The 18817-nt window shown below is 58.2% G+C and carries 18 protein-coding genes and 1 other annotated feature; of the genes, 3 read left to right on the top strand and 15 right to left on the bottom strand.

Annotated features, from left to right (window positions below):
* Positions 1-145 precede the first annotated feature (145 nt).
* The 10 genes from B2X55_RS06970 to B2X55_RS06925 all read right to left on the bottom strand — a co-directional run bounded on the left by B2X55_RS06970 (position 146) and on the right by B2X55_RS06925 (position 8162).
* Positions 146-691, bottom strand: a complete 546-nt coding sequence (locus tag B2X55_RS06970) for a hypothetical protein (RefSeq protein ID WP_286821473.1) — start codon at positions 689-691, stop codon at positions 146-148.
* 101 nt (positions 692-792) lie between these two features.
* A complete protein-coding gene (locus tag B2X55_RS06965; RefSeq protein ID WP_286821471.1) occupies positions 793-1188 on the bottom strand; it encodes a VOC family protein in 396 nt (131 codons plus the stop codon).
* Positions 1189-1253: 65 nt separating this feature from the next.
* Positions 1254-1670: a UPF0158 family protein gene (locus tag B2X55_RS06960; RefSeq protein ID WP_226866773.1), complete on the bottom strand. Its 417-nt coding sequence runs from the start codon at positions 1668-1670 to the stop codon at positions 1254-1256.
* Between the two features lie 121 nt (positions 1671-1791).
* Entirely contained in the window at positions 1792-2682 is an 891-nt protein-coding gene (locus tag B2X55_RS06955) for a prephenate dehydrogenase (RefSeq protein ID WP_270528238.1), read from the bottom strand.
* Entirely contained in the window at positions 2679-3692 is a 1014-nt protein-coding gene (aroF, locus tag B2X55_RS06950) for a 3-deoxy-7-phosphoheptulonate synthase (RefSeq protein ID WP_226866771.1), read from the bottom strand. Before aroF ends, B2X55_RS06955 begins: the two co-directional genes overlap by 4 nt.
* A gap of 50 nt (positions 3693-3742) precedes the next feature.
* Positions 3743-3973, bottom strand: a binding site (T-box leader).
* Between the two features lie 134 nt (positions 3974-4107).
* Complete coding sequence (locus B2X55_RS06945) at positions 4108-4560, bottom strand: N-acetyltransferase (protein ID WP_286821469.1); 453 nt, start codon at positions 4558-4560, stop codon at positions 4108-4110.
* Positions 4561-4572: 12 nt separating this feature from the next.
* Positions 4573-5232, bottom strand: coding sequence for an endonuclease III (gene nth / locus B2X55_RS06940; protein WP_286821468.1), 660 nt, complete (start codon positions 5230-5232; stop codon positions 4573-4575).
* Positions 5233-5378: 146 nt separating this feature from the next.
* Positions 5379-6740, bottom strand: coding sequence for a PFL family protein (locus B2X55_RS06935; protein ID WP_036375288.1), 1362 nt, complete (start codon positions 6738-6740; stop codon positions 5379-5381).
* Positions 6741-6796: 56 nt separating this feature from the next.
* Positions 6797-7066, bottom strand: coding sequence for an ACT domain-containing protein (locus B2X55_RS06930; protein ID WP_036375285.1), 270 nt, complete (start codon positions 7064-7066; stop codon positions 6797-6799).
* 496 nt (positions 7067-7562) lie between these two features.
* On the bottom strand, positions 7563-8162 hold the full coding sequence (locus B2X55_RS06925) for a hypothetical protein (RefSeq protein WP_036375283.1): 600 nt from the start codon (positions 8160-8162) through the stop codon (positions 7563-7565).
* A 312-nt stretch (positions 8163-8474) separates the two neighbouring features.
* Here B2X55_RS06925 and B2X55_RS06920 point away from each other — a divergent pair, with 312 nt between their 5' ends.
* Positions 8475-9896: an alanine/glycine:cation symporter family protein gene (locus tag B2X55_RS06920; RefSeq protein WP_036375281.1), complete on the top strand. Its 1422-nt coding sequence runs from the start codon at positions 8475-8477 to the stop codon at positions 9894-9896.
* Positions 9897-9965: 69 nt separating this feature from the next.
* Here B2X55_RS06920 and B2X55_RS06915 read toward each other — a convergent pair whose 3' ends face one another.
* The 5 genes from B2X55_RS06915 to B2X55_RS06895 all read right to left on the bottom strand — a co-directional run bounded on the left by B2X55_RS06915 (position 9966) and on the right by B2X55_RS06895 (position 16244).
* The gene (locus B2X55_RS06915) at positions 9966-11633 is read right to left on the bottom strand and encodes a nucleoside kinase (protein WP_286821467.1); all 1668 of its coding nucleotides are present in this window, start codon (positions 11631-11633) and stop codon (positions 9966-9968) included.
* 120 nt (positions 11634-11753) lie between these two features.
* Entirely contained in the window at positions 11754-12752 is a 999-nt protein-coding gene (locus B2X55_RS06910; RefSeq protein ID WP_036375275.1) for an inorganic phosphate transporter, read from the bottom strand.
* Positions 12745-13371, bottom strand: a complete 627-nt coding sequence (locus B2X55_RS06905) for a DUF47 domain-containing protein (RefSeq protein WP_005839353.1) — start codon at positions 13369-13371, stop codon at positions 12745-12747. The genes B2X55_RS06910 and B2X55_RS06905 overlap by 8 nt, the downstream gene beginning before the upstream one ends.
* Before the next feature lie 205 nt (positions 13372-13576).
* A complete protein-coding gene (locus tag B2X55_RS06900) occupies positions 13577-14821 on the bottom strand; it encodes an aminotransferase class I/II-fold pyridoxal phosphate-dependent enzyme (RefSeq protein WP_036375263.1) in 1245 nt (414 codons plus the stop codon).
* 190 nt (positions 14822-15011) lie between these two features.
* A complete protein-coding gene (locus B2X55_RS06895; protein ID WP_055162465.1) occupies positions 15012-16244 on the bottom strand; it encodes an aspartate kinase in 1233 nt (410 codons plus the stop codon).
* A 359-nt stretch (positions 16245-16603) separates the two neighbouring features.
* On the opposite strand from B2X55_RS06895, the gene uraA reads away from it, so the two are divergent.
* Positions 16604-17893: a uracil permease gene (gene uraA / locus B2X55_RS06890; protein WP_036375257.1), complete on the top strand. Its 1290-nt coding sequence runs from the start codon at positions 16604-16606 to the stop codon at positions 17891-17893.
* Positions 17890-18789, top strand: a complete 900-nt coding sequence (locus B2X55_RS06885; protein ID WP_286821464.1) for an RluA family pseudouridine synthase — start codon at positions 17890-17892, stop codon at positions 18787-18789. The genes uraA and B2X55_RS06885 overlap by 4 nt, the downstream gene beginning before the upstream one ends.
* Positions 18790-18817 lie beyond the last annotated feature (28 nt).

Below are 18817 nucleotides of genomic sequence, written 5' to 3'. Positions count from 1 at the left end.
ACTCCCAATCCTGAAACAGTAAGAATTATTACGGTCAACAGGATACACCTCTTTTCGTTTACTGTCAACATTTATTATGTGCTGAGTTGACAATAAAGGCAAAAAAAGCTGCATGGCATCTGAAACGACACCATGCAGCTGTACTTCAAGAAGATAAGAGACCAGCCTGCAGCTCGTCGAGCATTTCCCTTGCCTGCTGCCAGGCAACGTCATGTCTGCTCTCCGCAGGGAGTTCCCTGGCGGCCTGCTGCAGGAGCGGCTGGACGGCATGAACATCGTCCTGGCGCAGGATGCATGCTTCAGCCTGCAGGAGCGTGAAGCGGGCGCGGTCGACCGGTGTGCTGCTGTCGAGCACGGCCAGCGAAGCCGTGATGGCCGCTTCGCTGTAGCGCCCGTCGTGCATGCACTTGTTGAAGAGCAGTTCACTCGTGCGGAGCGGCGTCTGATGGGCGCGGTTGTCGCGGATGGCCGCCTGCGTGATCCTGTACTGATCGTCGCTGATGACCACCATCTCGCGGTACTTGAGAAAGATGCGGTTCTTCAGGCCCGCTCGGGCGCGGACTGCCCGGCTCAGGCCATTGTCACGCTCATCCGCTATCACAGATGCAGCAGCATTCTGAGCAGGGCTCGTCGGCTGTATCGCCTGTGCCGCAGCAGCTGACGAGGATGCTCCTGTGTACAGGCAGGTCATCAGCAATACAGACAGGCAGAGCGCTTGCCGGAATTTATCGCCCCCCTGCGCAGGCCTATTGCCATCCGTGTCGGCAAAGATACGCATTGTCGCCCATTCCCTCAGCATTCCTTGAAGAACTCGATGGTCTCACCGCACGGCCCGACAGCAAAGGCGATGCGGACAGGGAACGGCGTCTCTGCGGGGATGGTCAGATCATTCGGCTCAACGGTAATCTTATAGCCTGCCTCGCGGACGGCCTTGACGCAGGCGTCCGGATCGTCCGTAGCCAGGGCGAAATGGCGCACGGAGCCTTCCGCGTGGTTCTCGCCGCCCTGGGCGAAGATCTCGATGAGGCCGGCGCCTGTATCAAACATGATGCCAGCCTCATCGCCCTCCCCCCAGCTGCGCTTGACGGGCAGCCCGAGGACATCCCGATAGAAATGGATGGCTTCCTGGAATTCTGCCTGGCAGCTGCACTTGAGTGCCGCATGATGCAATCCCTTGATCAATGACATAGAAAAGACCTCCTAATTCTACACAACTTACCATTTATTTATGCGCACCGGGTACCGGGACGCCATCACGGCTCCCGGTACTCGACAGCATTCTCCTCACACCAGTCGCGCGCGGCCTGCATCAGGTAATCCTGCTTGAAGGACTCCCAGGCAGGCTTCAGCAAGAGATGGCGAACCTGACGGCGGAAGCGCGTCACGGCGCCTGCCCCTTTCAAGGATTCAAACAGACGTTCTTTTACATCCTCGCGCGGGCGTGAGGCAGCAAACGCGTGCATCATCGCCGTCTCATCCTCATCCATGATATTCGGGATGGGGATATAGCGCTCCCAATCCTCTTCCATCACCATGGCATAGTGCATAGCATCGCGCTCGGCGAGGTCATCTGCCATCATGATGACTTTGCCCGCCGCGGTGTCGACATAGCCTTGACGCACATCGGACTGAGCAAAGGCCGCTGCTAATTCCTTTAAATCGACTTTCATTAAGTGTGTCACCTTCTGTCTTATGCATTTGTTTTTATTATACTATGCTAACACAATAATGTCAGCAAGAGAAATACCCATGCGCTGGGATGCGGTCCATCCCGGCACATGGGCAGAAAAATCAGTTGGGATCGAATTTCTTGCTGGCATCCTGCAGGAGGTGATCGCGCAACTGCTTGGAAGCCGCAAAGTAATCGTGAACGGCCTGGCGGTCGTGATGCTCGACGGCCGTGATGACCTCGCCGAGGATGGCCTGCAATTCACGCAGATCGCTCGCGATGGCCTCGCCGTTCGTCATGCAGATATCGGCCCACATGTCGGCATTCGACGAAGCGATGCGCGTCGTGTCGCGGAAGCCGCCGCCAATGAGCTTGATGCAGGAGTCGCGGTCATCGCCAGAGCGGTTGAGCAGAGTGACGAGCGCAGCAGCCGTGACATGCGGCACATGGCTGATGACAGAAGCACAGCGATCGTGCTTGGCGATGTCGAGCGTCGTGAAATTCGCGCCTGTGTACTTGAGCACGCTCATGAGCTTCGCATGGGCCTCGGGCGGCGCCCCCGTGTCCTCGACAATGACGTACGCCTTGCCGACAAAGAGGTCCTTCATCGCGGCATCGACACCGCTCTTCTCGCGGCCCGTCATCGGATGGCCGGCGATGTAGTAGATATCATCTGGCAGGATCTTCTGCAAGTGCTGCCAGATGTATCCCTTCGTGCTGCCCGCATCCGTCAGGATGCAACCTTTCTTGAGGTACGGCAGGATCTTTTCCACCATCGGCACGATCTGCAGGACAGGAGGGCTCAAAAAGACGATGTCAGCATCGGAAACGACCGACTCGATATCGGCCGAGGCATAGTCGACGGCACCGAGCGCGACGGCGCGGTCCATCGAGGCCTGATGGCGGCAGAGCCCCGTGATGTAGATGTCCTCGCCGAGCTTGTCCTTGAGGCAGAGACCGAGCGAGCCGCCAATGAGGCCGACGCCGATGATGGCGAGTTTCAGACGGCTCATAACGTGCGCCCCATGACTGTGCAAATCTTGCCGAGCTCACCCATCAGGGCATTGAAGTTCTTCGGCGTGAGGCTCTGATCGCCATCGGAGAGCGCGACTTCTGGATGCGGGTGCACCTCGATAATCAGGCCGTCGCAGCCAGCGGCGACAGCGGCGCGCGCCATCGGGCGGACCATCTCCCAACGGCCCGTGCCGTGGCTCGGGTCGACGATGATCGGCAGGTGCGAGAGTTCCTTGATGGCCGCGACGGCGCTGAGATCCAGCGTGTTGCGCGTGAATGTCTCGTAGGTGCGGATGCCGCGCTCGCAGAAGATGACCTGCTCATTGCCGCCCGCCATGATGTACTCGGCTGCATTGAGCCATTCGCTGATGGTCGCCGCGAGGCCGCGCTTGAGCATGACCGGCTTCTTGGCCTTGCCGAGCGCTTTGAGGAGCTGGAAGTTCTGCATGTTGCGCGCGCCGACCTGGTAGACATCGGCATACTTGCCGACGAGCTCGATGTCATCCTTGTCGACAATCTCTGTGACGACCTTGAGGCCTTCTTCATCGGCTACCTCGCGCAGCATCTTGAGACCTTCTTCGGCAAGCCCCTGGAAGTCGTACGGGCTCGTGCGCGGCTTGAACGCACCGCCGCGCAGGAACTTCGCCCCGCCGGCCTTGACAGCCTTGGCAGCCTCACGCAGCTGCTCGATGCTCTCGACCGAGCACGGGCCGGCCATGACGACGACTTCCTTGCCGCCGATCTTGACGCCGTCAACATCGACAATCGTGTCCTCCGGATGGAAGTGACGGCTGACAAGCTTGTATTTCTCGGTGATGCGCACCGTCTTCTCGACGCCCTCGAGCATGCTGACCTCAAGGTTGGCGATCTTCTTGCGGTCGCCGATGACGCCGATGATCGTGCAGTCCTCACCGGTCGACAGATGTGCCTTGAGGCCGACCTGATGCAGGCGCTCCTCGACTTTCTGGATGTTCTCTTTCGTGGCATCTGGTTTCATGACAATGATCATAATGATTTCCTCCTGACAATCCCCCGAAGAATAGAAAAAGCCCGCCCCTCTACAGGGACGAGCTGATATACCCGTGGTACCACCCTGCTTGCCGATGCAAGCCTCTCACTTCGGATACTGACATATCCTAGCCTCTGGTAACGGTGGCGCTCCGGCGGGGCCTACTCTCTTCAGCCTGCTGCTCCTGAGTGTATTTCATCCCCTCTCCCTGCGCTGTCACACCAGCCCAGCGCTCTCTTCAAGGAAGTCATGGGATTACTTCTCTCATTCTCTGCATTTCACTTGATGTATACTACCATACCAGATTTGTTACAGAATGTCAATGCATTCTCGCCAGAATCGCCCAAAATTGTACAATCAAGGCAATCCCCGCAAACACGTATTGCCCCGATCACGCGTATCGCACAGACGGCAATCAGACGCGGACCATCGCGATCTCATCGCAGTTCGGGAACTTCGGGCAGTCAATGCACTCCTTCCAGACCTTGTGCGGCAGCTCTTCCTTCGTGATGGTCTGGAACCCGAGCTTCTGGAAGAAGCCCGGCTTATAGGTCAGCGTGAAGTACTTCTCGACGCCGAGCGCGTCGCCTTCCTCAATGAGGCGGCGCACAATCTCCGCGCCAATGCCCTGGCGCGTCATGTCGGGCGCCACGGCCATCGTGCGGATCTCTGCCAGGCGGTCCCAGATGATGTGGAGGCCGCCGACACCGACAACACGGCCCTGTTCATCGACAGCGACGACCATGTCGCGCAGCGTCTCATAGAGCGTATTGCGTGCGCGCGCCAGCATGACGCCGTCCGTCGCATAGTCGTTCACGAGATGGTAGATATCCTCAACATCGGCAAATGTTGCCTTCCTGTACTCCATATTCTCTCTCCTTTACTTGGTCTTGGCGGTACTGCCAGCGAGCGGCTCTGCGCTCGGGCAGACCGCAGCTAACGGGCAGATATCGCAGGCCGGTTTCCTGGCCTTGCAGATCTTGCGGCCGTGCCAGATGAGCCAGTGGTGCGCATCCGACCACTTCTCCTTCGGGATGTTCTTCATGAGCCCCTGCTCTACGGCCAGCGGCGTCGTGCCCGTCGCGAGCTGCAGGCGGTTCGCGATGCGGAAGACATGCGTGTCGACGGCAATGGCCGGATGGTGGAAAGCCACGCTCATGACGACATTGGCCGTCTTGCGCCCGACCCCCGGCAGCTTCTGCAGCGCTTCAAAATCGTCCGGCACCTGCCCGCCGAAGTCCTCACACAGCATCTGGCAGGCCGCCAGGATGTTCTTGGCCTTGTTGCGGAAGAGCCCGCAGTCACGGATCTCATTCTCGAGTGCCGCGAGGCCCATCGCCATGATGTCCTCCGGCGACTTTACTTTCGAGAAAAGACGCTTCGTCGTGACATTGACACGCTTGTCGGTGCACTGCGCCGAGAGGATGACAGCAATCAGGAGCTCGAATGGGTTATGGAAGATGAGTTCCGGCTTTGCCCCGCGGTATGTCTCCTCGAGGATGGCCAGCTGCTCTTCCCGTATCTTCTTCGTTACACGCATGCAATCCACTTCCTGTTCTGCAAAATGGCAAAAATGGCAAAAGGAAGGGCCCAATCCATGAATTGAGCCCTTTCTGAGTTTCACGATTTATTCTATTATAGCAGATTCCAGGCGTCTGGCAAGTGACAAGCGCCCGGCAGCTGGCATCAGTTCGTCAGGCTGCGGATCGGTGCGGGGATGCGACCGCCGCGCGCGATGAAGGCCTCGGAGCTGTACTGATTGCGCACCGGCACGATCGGGCAGTAGCCGAGCAGTCCGCCGAACTCGACCATGTCGCCGACCTTCTTGCCCGGCACAGGGATGACGCGGACAGCCGTCGTCTTGTTGTTGATCATGCCGATAGCCGCCTCGTCGGCGATGATGCCCGAGATCGTCGCAGCCGACGTATCGCCCTCGATGGCGATCATGTCGAGACCGACCGAGCAGACGCAGGTCATCGCCTCGAGCTTCTCGATGGAGAGGCTGCCCTCAGAGACTGCATGGATCATGCCCTCGTCCTCGCTGACCGGGATGAAGGCACCCGAGAGGCCGCCGACGTGCGAGGAGGCCATGAGGCCGCCCTTCTTGACAGCGTCGTTGAGCAGTGCGAGGGCTGCCGTCGTACCCGGTGCGCCGCAGCTCTCGATACCCATCTCCTCGATGATGCGCGCGACACTGTCGCCGACAGCCGGCGTCGGTGCGAGCGAGAGGTCGATGATGCCGAACGGCACGCCGAGGCGCTTCGACGCCTCGCGCGCGACAAGCTGGCCGACGCGCGTGATCTTGAAGGCCGTGCGCTTGATCGTCTCCGCGATCTCCGTGAAGTCCGCGCCCTTGAGGTCCTCGAGAGCGTGCTTGACGACGCCTGGCCCCGATACGCCGACGCTGACGACCTTATCCGCCTCACTGACGCCGTGGAAGGCGCCCGCCATGAACGGGTTGTCTCCCGGCGCGTTGCAGAAGATGACGAGTTTCGCGCAGCCGAGCGCCTGCTGGTCACGCGTGAGCTCTGCCGTGCGCTTGACGACTTCGCCCATCTCGCGCACGCAGTCCATGTTGATGCCCGTCTTCGTCGAACCGAGGTTCACCGAGGAGCAGACGAGGTCCGTCGTCGCGAGGGCCTGAGGAATCGAGTTGATGAGCACGCGGTCGCCGTGCGTGAAGCCCTTCTCGACGAGTGCCGAGAAGCCGCCGATGAAGTTGATGCCGATTTCCTTGGCGGCGCGGTCCATCGCCTCAGCGACCGGCACGTACGAGTCAGTCTTGCAGGCATCGGCCGCGATGGCAATCGGCGTGACCGAGACGCGCTTGTGGATGATGGGGATGCCGTACTCCGTCTCGATGTCCTCGCCCGTCTTCACGAGGAATTCCGCCGACTTCGTGATCTTGTCGTACACGTTCTGGCAGAACTTATCGATATTCGGATGCGCACAGTCGCGCAGCGAGATGCCCATCGTGATCGTGCGGACATCGAGCTTGTTTTCCGTAATCATGCGGTTTGTTTCTAAAATATCATCTATCGTTATCACAGGGCTCTTTTCCTCCTAAACGTCATAAAAAGCCAATCCGGAACAAGTGACGCCGCTCAGACATTGTGCATGACATTGAAGATGTCTTCATGCTGTGCCTTGATGTCGACATTGATCTCCTTGCCTTTCTCCTTGAGCGTCTTCTGCAGCTCTACGAGATTGATCTTGCTCGCGCTGATCTCCGCAATCATGACCATGTTGAAGAAACCATCCATGATATTCTGATTGATATTGAGGATGTTGACATTATTCTCGGCAAGGATCTGGCTGACCATCGCGATGATGCCGACGCGGTCCTTACCAACAACAGTTACTACGAGTTTCATTTACACATTCTCCTTACTGTTTACTGTCCAAAAGTATAACACCGTTTGTAACAGGTGGAACAATGTCCCCACACAAACTATTTCTTTCATTATAGCAAGGCTTGATGAAAAAACCAATAGATGTCGTGAAATTTCTCGACGCTTTGCACCTTGTGTAGATAAATTGTATACAAAAAAGGCGAAGAACGCCGTGTTCTCCGTCTCATTTCGTACTATTCTTTCATATGCACTTTATCTGGCAGAATCATGCATTCCAGCTGATGACTTTGCCCAGAGCCTCTACGTTTGCATAGGACTTGAATACGCGCTTGATAATCTTCTTCATGGAAAAACCTCCTATCTTTTCGCGGTTTCACCCGGGATCTGATGATACGATTACCATAACACAACACAAATTCCACGTCAATACAGCAAAAAGAAGAAGTTTTCTTAAAAAGTTTCTCTATTTTCGCGCATTTAAACCAATAAACCGCAGCATGCGCTGCGGCTCATCCGTTCAAGCCTTCTGCAGGACGAAGCTTATCCCATCGGCCGTGCTGACTTCGTAATCGGTCGAAGAAAGTATGCCCGCGACGAATCTGCTGCGCAATGCCTGGTAGACGGCGGGGCTGCCTTCGACTTCCGTCCAGTAGTGGCTGTGCACATCCGCCGTCTTATCCCAGCGGAACGTCTCGGCCGTCTGGTCGCGCATCATGTTGACGCCATCACACGGCATGCCGTCGACGAGGTGTGTCGTCAAATACTGGAAGAGCTCGCCCGCCCCAGCATCGGCCGGCGCAGCCTGCTCCCTGCCCACTTCGTACGCCAGCTCCTCGAGTACAGCGAGACGCTCCGGATGGCCGAACAAGAGCTCCGTGACGAGTGCCGCCAGGCGATGCTCGACATCCGCGATGCTCTTTGAGAGCCAGCCGTGTATATTCGAGACGTCGATGATCGCATCGAGCGGGCGGTCCTCGCGGCTGCAGTACGCATCAAGCGCACTCGCCTCGGCCCAGCCCTCCGCAGCAGCGCGCTTGGCGATCTCTGCGATGAGCTGCTCCTGCAGCTGATTCTTCCCGTATACCATAAAGTGGATGGGGGCTAAAAACATGCTCATAAAAAGTCCTCCTGTATCTCAGTCATGCAACGGCGCATATACCATATACAATGGCCCGGCAATCGTTTGTTAAGATCTGTTATGTCAAGGTTTCATCCATATAAAAAAAGGGGGAATGAATGCTATGCTTGATATTCTACCTGCAACATGTTTCCCCTGCCGTGACTTCTGTTACACTTTCGCTCTTTTTCTTGCTGATTCTCGTTCTTTCTTGACTCTCGTAGAAAATTTCTTTATAATAAGTATATATTTATGATATGGATTAGAATTTATTTTATTTATCTATCCATCAAGAAAAGTGAGGTATGATTTATGGATGCATTGAATGCGGTGGTCTCCGCCATCAACAACGTGCTGTGGTCCTACGTGCTCATCGTCGTGCTCGTCGGCTGCGGCATCTGGTTCACGCTCTCCACGCGGTTCGTACAGCTGCGCATGCTGCCAGAGATGATCCGGCTGCTGACGGAGGGCATCGGTCACAAGACGGAAGGCGATGCGATAAGCTCCTTCCAGGCCTTCTGCGTCAGCACGGCTTCGCGCGTCGGCGTCGGCAACATCGCAGGCGTCGCGATCGCCATCGTCACGGGCGGCCCCGGCGCCGTCTTCTGGATGTGGGCCATCGCCTTCCTCGGCTGTGCGACGGGCTTCGTCGAAAGTACGCTCGCCCAGATCTACAAGCTGCCGCGCGGCAACGGCAAGTTCCACGGCGGCCCAGCCTACTACATCAAGAATGCGCTGCGCCAGCCCGGCGTAGCCAAGCTCTTCGCCTTCCTGATCTCGGTGACGTTCGGTCTCATCTACGTATCCGTACAGGCCAACACGATTGCGCTGTCCGCCCAGACGGCCTTCGGCATTGCCCCGATCTATTCCGCTGCCTTCCTCTGCGTGCTGACGGCGCTCGTCATCTTCGGCGGCATGTCGCGCATCGCGAAGTTCACGGAATTCCTCGTACCCATCATGGCCGGCATCTACCTCTTGACGGCCTTTGCCATCATCCTGCTCAACATCGATAAAGTCCCGGCGATGTTCGCCCTGATCCTCCACGATGCCTTCTCGCCGCAGGCGGCTGTCGGCGGCGGACTCGGCACAGCTGTCATCACCGGCGTCAAGCGCGGCCTGTTCTCCAACGAGGCCGGTGAAGGCTCCGTGCCGAATGCCGCAGCGACGGCCGATGTCACCCACCCGATCAAGCAGGGCCTCGTCCAGGCCTTCGGCGTCTACGTTGACACCTGGATTGTCTGCTCTGCCACAGCCTTCATCGTCCTCTTGACGGGCCAGTACACGATCGGCGGCGAGCTCACCGGCATCGCCCTCGCCCAGGCATCGCTCGCGAGCATCTTCGGGCCGCTGGCACCGGCAGCTGTCTCCATCCTCATTTTGATGTTTGCCTTCAGTTCCATCGTCGGCAACTACTACTACGGAGAAATCAACATCGCCTTCTTTGAAGGCAATACCAGGAAATACCTGCTCGTCTTCCGCGCAGGTGTCGTGATCATGGTCTTCTTCGGCTGCCTGGCTGAGCTCTCCCTCGTCTGGAACCTCGCCGACCTCTTCATGGGCTTCCTGTGCCTGACCAACCTCTACGCCGTCATCCGCCTCTCCAAGTACGCGCGCATCGCCCTGTTCGACTATGTCAAGCAGAAGAAAGAGGGCCACGAGGAACCGGCCTTCGACCCCGCCATCCTCGGCGACGAGCACGGCATCCACGCCTGGGGCGTAGACAAGATCAAATAATCCCCTCCCCCAACATCAAATATCAGATAACAAAAAGCTGCCCAGAACAATGGGCAGCTTTCTTGTCATTCACACCTGATCTTCTCCCTTGAAGAACACAGACTTGCCGATGAACTCGCGCAGGATGGAGTTATTCGGCACATCGTCCTCATCGGGCAAATCGAGGAAGTACTGGCAGAAGTCGAGCAGGCGCCTTGCCTTCGTGTACTCCGGCACATCCGGCGTCACGGCCTCGAGCATCGGCACGGCGTAGCGGCGCAGCGCTGCAAGCTCATAGATCATCGCGGAGTTGAACATGACGTCCGCCTCTTCCTGATACGGGAAGATGTACTTCTCCTCCCCCTGGCGCACATCCGGCCACTGCTTGAGGGTCTTCAGCGCGCTCGCGCCGCGGAACTGGTAGTCGCGCACGAGGCGGCGGATGAGGCGCGCATCTGTCGTCGGAATGCGGTTATGGGCATCGATGTTGAGCTGCGTCAGCGCGCTGACGTAGATCTTGAACTTGTAGTCACGCGGGATGGCCGCCGTGAGCTTCTCGTTGAGGCCGTGAATGCCCTCGACGATGATGGGCTGGCTCTTCTCGAGTGTCAGCGGCTCCTGCCCCTCCCACTCGCGTTCACCCGTCTTGAAGTTGTAACGCGGCAGCACGACGCTCTCCCCCTTGAGCAGTGCGAGCATGTCCTTGTTGAAGAGGCCGACGTCGAGCGCCTCCAGGCACTCGTAATCGTAGGCCCCTGCTGGTGTCTTCGGCGTCTCCTCGCGGTTGACAAAGTAATTGTCGAGCGAGATGGATACGGGCCGCAACCCCATGACCTGCATCTGCACGCGCAGACGCTGCGCGAAGGACGTCTTGCCCGACGAGGAAGGCCCCGCGATGAGGATCAGGCGCAGCTTCCGGCAGTGCTTGGCGATGTAGTCGGCAATCTCGGCGATGTGCTTCTCCTGCAGGGCCTCCGAGACGCGGATGACCTCGCTGATGCGGCCCGTGCGGATGGCCCGGTTGAGGTCTGTGACATAGCGGCAGCGCAGGATATCGGCCCAGTTCTTCGCCTCGGTCAGCACCTCTGAGAGCTTCGGCTGCGGCACGGAAGGCGGCACTTCGCCGCGGCTCTTGAGGGCTGGCGTGCGCAGGAGGACGCCGGACTCAAAAATGTCAAGCGCAAACTTGCCGAGATGGCCCGTCGAGCCGATCATCGCGCCGTAGAGGTAGTCGCAGTATCCGCCGCAGCGGTAGATGCTGACGTTCGGCAGCTTGAGCGAAGCGATGAGATTGGCCTTCTCGACCTGCTTCGTCTCCTTGAAGAGCTTGACCGCTTCGTCGCGGCTGAAGACCTCCTTGACGATGGGGCGGTTTTCCTGAACGATGGCGCGCATCTCTCGCTCGATTGCCGTGACCATCTCCGGCGTCAGCGGTTTTTCCGGCACGCTGATCTCGCAGTAAAGGCCGTTGTTGGCGCGGAACATCGCCGCGACTTCCGCCTCTGGATAGAGCTCATGCACGGCCATGATCAACAGGAACTCGACCGTACGCCGGTAGATGATCCAGCCCTCTTCGCTCTCGAGCTCGACAAATTCGACAGAACGCGACTTGCCCACCGGCGTCTGCAGGTCGTGCAGCGTGTTGTCGAGCTTGACGGCAACAATGCGGCTCGCGTATTCCTGCTGGTAATCCGCTGCGAGGTCGCGCGGCATGACTTCCGGTAGGATATTCCTCTCTTTCCGTATCGTGACAAACATGTCAATGCCCCCTTCTTGAACCCTTTCTGAAACAAAAACCGGAACATGTGTTACTCTTATTGTAGCACATGTTCCGGTTCAAATGTCAGTCCAAACATCGGGAACGTGGTTTCATATTTCTCATTTGAAGATCCAAAGTACGAACTGGTAGGCAACGGCGCCCATCACGGCCGTGCACGGGATCGTCAGCACCCAGGCCGTGACCATCTGCTGTGCGACGCCCCAGCGGACGGCATTGACGCGCTTGGCCGTGCCGACGCCCATGATGGAGCCCGAGACGACGTGCGTCGTCGAGACAGGCAGGTGCAAGAGCGTTGCCGAGAAGATGACCATCGATGAGTTGAGGTCAGCAGCGAAGCCCGAAATCGGCTCGAGCTTGAAGATCTTGCCGCCGATCGTCTTGATGATGCGCCAGCCGCCGACGGCCGTGCCGCAGGCCATCGCCGTCGCCGCGAGGACCTTGACGTACGTCGGGACCTCGAAGACGTCGATGTAGCCGCCCGAGAGCAGGGCCAGCGTGATGATACCCATCGACTTCTGCGCATCGTTCGAGCCGTGCGAGAAGGCCATCATCGCAGCCGAGAGGATCTGCATCTTCTTGAACTTACCGTTGATGGCCGACGGGCTGAAGCGCCCGAAGATGCGGAAGAGCACGGTCATGACGAGACAGCCCGTCACGATGGCGATGATTGGCGAGGCGATCAGCGAGAGCACGATCTTGCCGATGCCGTAGAAGTTCAGGCCGTCCGAGCCGACGGAGACGAGCACCGCACCGATGACACCGCCGACGAGCGCATGCGACGAGCTCGACGGCACGGCGAACCACCAGGTAATGAGGTTCCAGACGACCGCGCCGATGAGCGCCGCGATGATCACGTGTTCGTCGACATGCTGGGCCGACTTGACGATGTCCGCGCCGATGGTCTTCGCGACGCCCGTGCTGTACATGGCACCGAGAAAGTTGAGGAACGCCGCCATGATGATGGCGTGGCTCGGATGGAGAGCTCGCGTGGAGACAGACGTTGCAATGGCATTGGCTGTATCGTGAAAGCCATTGATGAAGTCAAACAGCAGTGCGAGCCCGATGACTGTAAAGATCAAGAGCTGGAGTTCAGGCATACTTCATTACCACTCCTCGGAGCATATCTGCGATCTTCTCGCAGTGGTCGAGCGTGTTCTCGAGGTTCTCGAGGATGTCCTTCCACTTGATGAGCTCGATCGGATCTTTCTCTTTGTCGAAGAGGTAGGCGACTTCATGGCGATAGACGCGGTCACCCTCGCTCTCGAGGCGGCCAATCTTGTGGGTTGCCTCGAGGATCTGCGCCTGATTCTTGCGGATGTTCTTCAAGAGCGAGAACGCACGGATAATCTCCTCGGTGCTCTCGATAAGCAGCTTCGTCAGCGTGACCGCGCCGCTCATCGCCTTGCCCGTCCGGTACATCACGATGCGCTGCAAGGTCCCCTGCAGATTGTCCACACCATCATCGAGGCCATTGGCCAGCGCGTAGATATCCTCGCGGTCAATCGGCGTAATGAAGGTCAGATTCAGCTTATCGATGATCTTATCGTTTACGGCATCGGCTGCGTGCTCGAGGTCAACAACTTCCTTCACCTTGTCAGCGGCTTTGCTGTAATCCAGCATGACTTCGTCCATCATGAGTGCACCCTGGTAGAAATACTGGGCGCTTTCTACGAACAAGTCAAAGAACTCGCTGTCCTTCTGCTTGAACTTAAACATCTTCTTCTGCGTCCTCCTAGATCATGAACGAAAACGAACCTATTGCATTGTAGTGCAGTGTTAACAAACCTTAACAATTAAACTATAACATCAATCACGGCACACATCAATAAAAAAATTTCAGCGCATACAAAAAAGCGCGCGAAAAAAGGCCCGACATCCGCCGCAAAAAGCGGATGCGGGCCTTTCGGTCGTATCGGGAAAATCAGCCTTCGACGGCCTGCAGAGCCTTGAGGACCTTCGGAGCGATGCCCTTCATCTTCTCGGCCGAGACGGAGCAGGCGGCGATGCGGACGCCGAGCTTCAGCGGTACTGCGAAGATCAGGTCATCGTGCAGCTTGTCGCAGACGGCCTGCGGGTCCTTCGCCGGCACGGCGAGGAAGAAGCCGCCCTTGTACGGCAGGGCATTGAGGCCGCATGCCTTCGCCTCTTCCATGAAGAGGTTGCCGCGATGCTGGATCATCTTGTAGTAATCATCGCGCTCTTTCTCGAACTGTGCGAGCGCGCTCTTGTCCTGCTGGATGCGGGCGAGCAGCGTCATCGCGCCACGGTTGATGTTCGACCACGTCGCGCGGCTCGTGTACTTGTTGACTTCCTTGAACTCCGTGATGACTTCCTGGCTCGAGGAGACAGCGACGAGTGCACCCGTGCGCTGGCCGTAAGCCGTGTAGCCCTTCGACATCGAGAAGGCGAACATGACGAGAATGTTGCTCGGCAGATTGCCGAACTTCTTCATGAAGCGGCGCGTCTCGTTCTTCTCGCCGGCGAAATCGATGTAGGCGATGTCGACGAGGATGCTCATCTTCTTGCCCTTAGCTGCATACTTCTTCGTGAGGTCGAGGACATTGTCCCAGTCCTCCTCCGTCAGGCTGAAGCCCGTCGGGTTATGGGCCGGCGTGTTAATGATCGTCAGCAGGCTGTCCTGCTTCGCCATGATCGCGTCGACCTTCGCCGTGAAGTCCTCGATGTTGAAATTGTTGTCCGCATCGAAGAGCTTGTAGTTCGTCAGATGCGAGCCGCACTCGTTGCAGATGACGTTGTAGGTGCCCCAGAACCAGTCGGCCGTCAGGACCTCATCGCCGCGCTCCGCATAGTTGGCCACAGCGTGATGGATGGCACCCGTGCCGCCCGCCGTCGCGATGGCACCGAAGTAGCCCTCCGGCTTCTGGTCAGCAAACGTCAGGTCAATGACAGCGTCGAGGTACTCAGGAAGCCCCGGGATTGGCGCATAGCGCGCGTAATCCTCGATGGACAGCGAGCGGAAGACGCGCTCCATCGTCGGGATGCTCGCGAACTTGCCGTCCTCGTCCATCATGACGCCCATCGTCGCATTCGTGACCTTGTCGGCGCCATACTTCTCTGCTGCCTCGCGGCATGCTGCGCTCGCACCAAAAATCGCATCCTTCAATCTCTTGCTCGCTGCATGCGAAGCCGCCATACTCGTCATCATAAAATAACTTCCTTCCATACAAACCAATATCCATATAATGAGTATATCATAAACGTTTTCCACCCATATGTCCATATACCGAAAAAACGTATACAATATTTCTCAGCATCTCGATTCCCCCGCGCATCGGAAGATCTCAGCGCGCGGTCAACAAGAAAGAGCCACCCCCGAAAGAGCGGCTCCCTCATGCTTATGCCTTAGCCGGGAAGAACTCGTCGTGGATTGCATTGACTGCATCCTTGAGCTGCGAGCCCTTGACGAGGCAGGAAATGCTGATCTCCGACGTGCTGATGATATCGATGTTGATCTGGGCCTTCGACAGAGCGCCGAACATGCGCGCTGCGATGCCCGGGTTACCGAGCATGCCGGCGCCGACAATCGAGACTTTCGCGACATCCTCCTCGATGAGGACGGCGATGGCGTTGAGCTTATCGGCAACCTTGTCGACGACCTTCTTGGCCTGCGCCAGGTCATCCGTCGCCACCGTGAAGACCATGTCCGTGACATTCTTCTCGATGTTGCGGATGCTCTGCACGATCATGTCGACATCGATGTTGGCCTCAGCGAGAGCCGAGAAAATCTCATGGGCGATGCCCGGCGTGTTCGGGATGCCCAGGACGGCAATCTTTGCTACCTTCTCATCGTGTGCGACACCGCGGATCACAAAATCCTTATCTTCCATTGTATAATCCTCCCTAATGATCGTGCCCGGTTTGTTCGTGAACGTCGAACGAACGTGAATCGGGATGTTGAAATACTTGCCCATCTCGACGGAACGCGGCTGCATGACGCCGGCGCCGAGGCGCGCCATCTCGAGCATCTCGTAATACGTGATCTCCTTCATCTTGCGCGCATTCTTGACGATGCGCGGGTCAGCCGAGTAGACGCCGTCGACGTCCGTGTAGATCTCGCAGCTGTCGGCCTTGAGTGCACCGGCCAGTGCGACAGCCGACGTGTCCGAGCCACCGCGGCCGAGCGTCACGAGATCGCCGATCTCGTCCGAGCCCTGGAAACCAGCGACGACGACGATGTTGCCCTTGTCGAGTTCCTCATGGACGCGCTTCGGCTGGATGTCCTTGATGCGGCCCTTCGTGTGCACGGAGTCCGTGCGCATGCCCGCCATCGGCCCCGTCAGGGAAATGGCCGGCTGGCCGAGCGACTTGAAGGCCATTGCGAGCAGCGCGATGGAAACCTGCTCACCCGTCGTCAGCAGCATGTCCATCTCTCGCGCGTACTGGTACGGGTCCTTCGTGATGCCATTGGCCAGGGTGATAAGATCATCCGTCGTGTCGCCCATCGCAGATACGACCATGACAATCTGGTCGCCCGGCTGCTTCTCGCTGAGCACTCTCTTCGCTACATTCATGATTTTCTCTGTGGTAGCGACCGAGCTGCCACCGAATTTCTTTACAATAAGCGCCATGTTTCTCCCCCTAAACATCTGCCGGCACATCCGCCATAAACGGACAGCGCAGGCGTTTTGTTTGTTAAAGTGTTTAATCGAGACATATTATACAAGAATTTCAGCGGCCTGTCTACCGTCTTTCACGATTTTTGCGTAAAAATGTTTTCTAGGGAAGCACATATGAAAGTCATCATGTTACATTCTCAGCAAAAAACAGAAGATATTGTCCTGTAAATGATAAGGTTTTCCGCTTTTTCAAGGGAAAACAAGAAAAGTGGACAGCTGTCCCATCCTATGATAAATTGGATACGGAATGAATTGATCCATAAGACTAGACGCGCAAGAGCAGTCATAGTAATCGAAAGGAGTGTCTCATCTTGCAAAAACGTCCCATTGGTGTCGAAGAGAAGCTGCCGCTTCTCGAGACGATCCCACTCTCGCTGCAGCATCTCTTCGCGATGTTCGGCTCCACCGTGCTCGTACCGATCCTCTTCAAGATCAACCCGGCCACGGTCCTCCTGTTCAACGGCATCGGCACGATCCTCTACCTCGTGCTCTGCAAGGGGAAGATCCCGGCCTACCTCGGCTCGAGCTTTGCCTTCCTCTCGCCTGTCTTCCTCGTGCTCGCGCAGTACAGCTATGAGGCAGCCCTCGGCGGCTTCATCTGCGTCGGCATCGTCTTCTGCCTCGTCGGCCTGCTCGTGCGCGCCGTCGGCACGGGCTGGATTGATGTGATCTTCCCGCCCGCCTCGATGGGTGCCATCGTCGCCGTCATCGGCCTCGAGCTCATGCCGACAGCCGCGGGCATGGCCGGCCTCACGGGCGACAAGGCGGACAGCACGGCGATGTTCGTCTCGCTCGCGACGCTGGCCATCACCATCTTCGCCTCCGTCGCCTTCAAGGGCTTCCTCTCCATCATCCCGATCCTCATCGGCGTCGTCAGCGGCTACATCATCGCGGCCATCTGCGGCATCGTCGACTGGACGCTTGTCGAGAGCGCGCCTTGGTTCGCCCTGCCGACGTTCTACACGCCGAAGTTCGACCTCGGCGCCATCCTCATCATCCTGCCCGCCTCGCTCGTCGTCATCGTCGAGCACATCGGCCACCTGATCGTCACGGGCAACATCGTCGGCCACGACCTCACGAAGGATCCCGGTCTCGACCGCTCCATCTTCGGCAACGGCCTGTCGACCATCATCTCGGGCTTCTTCGGCTCGACGCCGAACACGACATACGGCGAGAACATCGGCGTCCTCGCCATCACGAAGGTCTTCTCGACCTGGGTCATCGGCGGCGCAGCCGTCTTCGCCATCCTGCTCTCGTGCCTCGGCAAGCTCGCTGCGCTCATCCAGAGCATCCCGACGCCTGTCATGGGCGGCGTCTCCATGCTGCTCTTCGGCGTCATCGCCGCCTCGGGCATCCGCATCCTCGTCGAGGCCAAGGTCGACTACAACAACCCGATGAACCTCCTCTTGACGTCCATCGTCATGGGCATCGGCGTCTCGACGGCCAGCCTGACGATCGGCACCGTGAGCTTCAAGGGCATGTCGCTCGCCACGGTCGTCGCCATCATCCTCTCCCTCGCCTTCCGGCTCATCGCCATCGCGCGCGGCGACAAGGCGCCGCTCACCGGTCAGGCCTCTTCGAAGGACACGACAAAAGAATGACGCAGATCCGCGTCGAACTGCCAGAAGCCTTGACGAGAATGCCCGTCAAGGCTTTTCTGACGCAGAAAGAAGGCATATCCTCCACCCAGTGGAAGCGCATCAAGCACTCCGGCACCTTCCGTGTGAATGGCATCCTCTGCAATGCCGCCCGCACCGAAGTCAGGTCGGGCGATATCATAACGTTTGACATCGTGCGGCCGTCGGACATCGAGCCAGAAGACCTGCCGCTCGACATCCGCTACGAGGACGACTACCTGATGGTCGTCAACAAGCCGGCGGGGCAGCTCGTTCACCCGACGACAAAAGAGGCGCACGGCACGCTCGGCAACGCTGTATTATATTGGTACAGAGCGCACGGCGAGCACCACGCCTACCATCCCGTGCACCGGCTCGACCGCAACACATCCGGCCTCGTCCTCATCGCCAAGGTCCCGCAGGTCCAGTATAAGCTGACGCCGCGCCGCGGCGAAGGCAAGCTCTTCCACCGCGAATACCTCGCATTGATCGAGGGCGAGCTCACACCGCCTGAGGGGCTCATCGACGCGCCGATTGCCCGCGCGCTGCCGAGCATCATCCTGCGCAAAGTCGCGCCCGACGGACAGGCCGCCCGCACGCATTACGACACCGTGCAGACAGACGGGCATCTCTCGCTCGTCCACCTCGTGCTCGACACGGGCCGCACGCATCAGATCCGCGTCCACCTCGCGCACCTCGGCCATCCGCTCCTCGGCGACGACCTCTACGGCGGCAGCCTCACGCGCATAAAGAGGCAGGCCCTGCACGCCGCGCGGCTCCACTTCCGCCATCCACTGACAAACGAGATGATCGATGTCCGCTCCCCCCTGCCGTCCGATATGGAACAGATTGTCTCGGATTTCCATCATCCGAAACGATAATTCCTATTATTTACGCGCGAATGACGAT

The sequence above is a fragment of the Mitsuokella sp. UBA4253 genome (assembly GCF_002395285.1).
GTDB classification, from domain to species: domain Bacteria; phylum Bacillota; class Negativicutes; order Selenomonadales; family Selenomonadaceae; genus Mitsuokella; species Mitsuokella jalaludinii.
The sequence above is the reverse complement of the archived record's forward strand: the minus strand, read 5'-3'. Positions and strand labels throughout refer to the sequence as shown.

Excerpts from the sequence above, each read along its gene's own strand:
- B2X55_RS06970 (WP_286821473.1), bottom strand. The coding sequence starts at position 691 with ATGACCTGCCTGTACACAGGAGCATCCTCGTCAGCTGCTGCGGCACAG.
- B2X55_RS06965 (WP_286821471.1), bottom strand. The coding sequence starts at position 1,188 with ATGTCATTGATCAAGGGATTGCATCATGCGGCACTCAAGTGCAGCTGC.
- B2X55_RS06960 (WP_226866773.1), bottom strand. The coding sequence starts at position 1,670 with ATGAAAGTCGATTTAAAGGAATTAGCAGCGGCCTTTGCTCAGTCCGAT.
- B2X55_RS06955 (WP_270528238.1), bottom strand. The coding sequence starts at position 2,682 with ATGAGCCGTCTGAAACTCGCCATCATCGGCGTCGGCCTCATTGGCGGC.
- aroF (WP_226866771.1), bottom strand. The coding sequence starts at position 3,692 with ATGATCATTGTCATGAAACCAGATGCCACGAAAGAGAACATCCAGAAA.
- B2X55_RS06945 (WP_286821469.1), bottom strand. The coding sequence starts at position 4,560 with ATGGAGTACAGGAAGGCAACATTTGCCGATGTTGAGGATATCTACCAT.
- nth (WP_286821468.1), bottom strand. The coding sequence starts at position 5,232 with ATGCGTGTAACGAAGAAGATACGGGAAGAGCAGCTGGCCATCCTCGAG.
- B2X55_RS06930 (WP_036375285.1), bottom strand. The coding sequence starts at position 7,066 with ATGAAACTCGTAGTAACTGTTGTTGGTAAGGACCGCGTCGGCATCATC.
- B2X55_RS06925 (WP_036375283.1), bottom strand. The coding sequence starts at position 8,162 with ATGAGCATGTTTTTAGCCCCCATCCACTTTATGGTATACGGGAAGAAT.
- B2X55_RS06920 (WP_036375281.1), top strand. The coding sequence starts at position 8,475 with ATGGATGCATTGAATGCGGTGGTCTCCGCCATCAACAACGTGCTGTGG.
- B2X55_RS06915 (WP_286821467.1), bottom strand. The coding sequence starts at position 11,633 with ATGTTTGTCACGATACGGAAAGAGAGGAATATCCTACCGGAAGTCATG.
- B2X55_RS06910 (WP_036375275.1), bottom strand. The coding sequence starts at position 12,752 with ATGCCTGAACTCCAGCTCTTGATCTTTACAGTCATCGGGCTCGCACTG.
- B2X55_RS06905 (WP_005839353.1), bottom strand. The coding sequence starts at position 13,371 with ATGTTTAAGTTCAAGCAGAAGGACAGCGAGTTCTTTGACTTGTTCGTA.
- B2X55_RS06900 (WP_036375263.1), bottom strand. The coding sequence starts at position 14,821 with ATGATGACGAGTATGGCGGCTTCGCATGCAGCGAGCAAGAGATTGAAG.
- B2X55_RS06895 (WP_055162465.1), bottom strand. The coding sequence starts at position 16,244 with ATGGCGCTTATTGTAAAGAAATTCGGTGGCAGCTCGGTCGCTACCACA.
- B2X55_RS06885 (WP_286821464.1), top strand. The coding sequence starts at position 17,890 with ATGACGCAGATCCGCGTCGAACTGCCAGAAGCCTTGACGAGAATGCCC.